The following is a 3,523-nucleotide window of genomic DNA, read 5'->3' on the forward strand; positions in this document are numbered from 1 at the left end:
CCCGTGCGGATGCGGGCTGCGGGGCAGGCGTTGCTGGAGCGGCACGCGAACCTGCGGACCGCGTTCGTGCCGCACGGGGGCAGCGGCTGGGTGCAGCTGGTCACCGAGGGTGTCGAGCTGCCGTGGCGGGAGGTGGACCTGCGGCACCTGCCCGAGGCGGAACGTCACGCGGAGCTGGAGCGCTTCCTGGCCGAGGACCACACGGTCCACTTCGACCCGGCCGCCCCGCCGCTGCTGCGGCTGGCACTGGTGCGCATGACCGAGGACCACTCCGAACTGGTCCTCACCACCCACCACGTCCTGTTCGACGGCTGGTCCATCCCCGTCCTCATGCAGGACCTGCTGCGGCTCTACGGCGCCTCCGGCGCCGCCTCCGCGCTGCCGCAGGTGCGCGGATACCGGGACTTCCTCGTCTGGCTGGACGGCCAGGACCACGACGCCGCCGCACAGGCCTGGGCCACCGAGCTCGAGGGCGTCGACGAACCCACCCTCCTCGCCCCGGTCGCGCCGGGCGGAGCCTCCCGGCCCGCAACCGGCTTCGGCAGTGTCGACGCCACCCTGCCCGAGGCCGAGGCGCACCTCGTCGCCCGGCGTGCGGGTGAGCTCGGCGTGACGGTGAACACCCTGGTCCAGGGCGCCTGGGCGCTGCTGCTGGGTCAGTTGACCGGGCGTCAGGACGTGGTGTTCGGGGCCACCGTGTCGGGGCGGCCGCCGGCCGTGGGCGGCGTCGACTCCATGATCGGCATGTTCATCAACACGCTGCCCGTGCGCGTCCCGCTGTCACCGGCGGCCACCCTCGCCGAGCTCATGACCGGCATCCAGCACCGCCAGGCCGCGCTCATGGAACACCACCACCACGGTCTCACCGACATCCAGCGGAGCACCGGGCTGCAGACCCTGTTCGACACCCTCGTCGTCTTCGAGTCCTACCCGGCCGACTCGGCCGCCCTGGCCGAGGCCAACGACGCTGCCGGCATCACCTGCACCGGCATCCGCCCCTTCTCCACCACCCACTACCCCCTGATGCTGGCAGCCGACCTGGACCCCTACCTGCGGGTCACCCTCCAGTACCAGGACGGTGTGCTCGACCGCCCGTACGTCGAGGAGATCGCCCGGCGGTTCCGGACCGTGCTGTGGAGCCTGGTCACCGAGTCCGGGCGGACGCTCGCCGAGGTGGACCTGCTCACCGCCGACGAGCGGGAGTACCTGATCACGGGGCTGAACGACACCGCGGCCGCGGTGCCGGACCTCACGCTGCCCGAGGTCTTCGAGCAGCAGGCCGCCCGGACCCCGGACGCCACCGCGCTGATCTCCGGCGAGCTCACCCTCACCTACGGCGAGCTGAACCGGCGGGCCAACCGCCTCGCCCACTGGCTCATCGCCCGGGGCGTCCGACCGGAGGCCCGGGTGGCCGTGGCGCTGCCGCGGTCCGCCGAGCAGCTGGTGGCGCTCCTCGCGGTGACGAAGGCCGGTGGCGCCTGGCTGCCCGTGGATCCCGGCTACCCCGCCGACCGGATCGCCTTCCTGCTGGAGGACGCCGAGCCGATGCTGACGCTGACGTCGGTGGAGTTCGCCGGCGGCCTGCCCGGCGGCATTCCCACCGCGTCGCTCGACGACCCCGACCCGGCCACGCGCCCGGAGGGCGGATCGGAGGCGGACCCGACCGACGCCGACCGGCTCGCCCCCCTGGACCCGCGCCACCCCGTGTACGTGATCTACACCTCCGGGTCGACCGGTCTGCCCAAGGGCGTCGTCGTCCCGCACAAGGCCCTGGCCTCCCTGGCCCGCACGGAGATCGAGCGCTTCGAGGTGACGCCCGAGTCGCGGGTGCTGGCCTGCACGTCACCGAGCTTCGACATCTCCGTCATGGAGTGGCTCGTCGCCTTCGCCGCCGGTGCCACCCTCGTGGTGCCTCCGGGCCGGCAGGTGGGCGAGGTGCTCGCGGCCACCCTCACCGACGCGGAGATCAGCGTCGGTCTCATCGCCACGGCCACGCTGGCCTCGGTGCCGCCCCGGCCGTTCCCCCACCTGCGCACGCTCGGCGTCGGCGGGGAGGCCGTACCGCCGGGCATCGTGGAGACCTGGTCGCCGGGCCGCAGGCTGATCAACGGCTTCGGTCCCACCGAGACCACCTGTGTCGCCACACTCAGCGACCCGCTCACCGCGGACGGCGGCGCCCCGCCCATCGGGCGCGCCGTGCTCAACACCCGTCTGTACGTGCTCGACGCCTGGTTGCGGCCGGTGCCCCTCGGTGTGCCGGGCGAGCTGTACATCGCGGGAGGAGGACTCGGCCGCGGTTACCTGGACCGGTACTCGCTGACCGCGGAACGCTTCGTCGCCGATCCGTTCGGGGACCCGGGGAGCCGGATGTACCGCACCGGCGACCAGGTACGCCGCCGTCCGGACGGCCAGCTCGACTACCTCGGACGCATCGACGACCAGGTGAAGATCCGCGGGTTCCGCATCGAGCCGGGCGAGATCGCGTCCGTCCTGGACACCCACCCCGGAGTGGCCCGGGCCACGGTGCTCGCCCTGGCCGGCCGCACCGCGGCCATGGGCAAGCGGCTGGTGGGCTACGTCGTCCCGCGTGACGGCGACACCACCCCCGAGCAGCTGCGCGCCTTCCTCGCCGAGCGGCTGCCCGAGCACATGGTGCCCACGGCCTTCGTCCTCCTGGACCACCTGCCCATGACACCGAACGGGAAGCTGGACAAGGCCGCGCTCCCGGAACCGGAGGTCACCGGTGCGGAGTACCGGGCCCCGCGCACCGGCGACGAACGACTGCTCGCCGGCCTGTTCGCCGAGCTTCTCGGGCTCGAGCGGGTCGGGATCGACGACAACTTCTTCGCGCTCGGCGGGCACTCGCTGCTGGTGACCCGGCTGGTCAGCCGCATCCGGGAGACGGCCGGGGCCGAGGTCGCGGTCCGTGCGGTCTTCGACGCGCCGACGATCGCCGCACTGGCGGCCCACCTGCCGGCGGGAGGCGCGGTGCGCCCGGCGCTCCGCCGGAGCGAGGCGGTCGACGGCCCGGTGCCGCTGTCCTTCGCGCAGCGCCGGCTGTGGTTCATGCACCGCTTCGACGGACCGTCCGCCACCTACAACATCCCCCTGGCGCTCCGCCTGCGCGGGACCGTGGACGCGGGCGCCCTGGAGGCGGCGCTGCGGGACGTGGTGGTGCGGCACGAGAGCCTGCGCACGGTGTTCGGTGAGGACGAGGCCGGCGTGGCGCACCAGAAGGTGCTGCCCGCGGGCGGCTTCGAGCTGCTGATGCCCGTGATCGACCTGGCTCCCGAGGAGATGGAGGACGCCGTCGCCCGCGCGATGGGCCACCGCTTCGACCTGGCCACGGAGATACCGATCCGCGCCACCCTCTTCCGCGGTGCACCGCAGGAGTACGTCCTCGCGCTGGTGACGCACCACATCGCCGCCGACGGTGAGTCGATGGGGCCGCTGGCCAGGGACTTGTCGCGGGCGTACCGGGCTCGGTGCGAGGGCGCGGCTCCGGTGTGGGACGAGTTGCCGG

At 73.5% G+C, this 3,523-nt stretch carries 1 protein-coding gene; it reads left to right on the forward strand.

The window, feature by feature from the left end; genetic code table 11:
• A partial coding sequence (locus tag ABZ371_RS30480) for an amino acid adenylation domain-containing protein (protein WP_358685705.1) occupies positions 1-3,523 on the forward strand: 3,523 nt, incomplete at both ends.

This window comes from Streptomyces sp. NPDC005899, assembly GCF_040629645.1.
Lineage (GTDB): Bacteria > Actinomycetota > Actinomycetes > Streptomycetales > Streptomycetaceae > Streptomyces.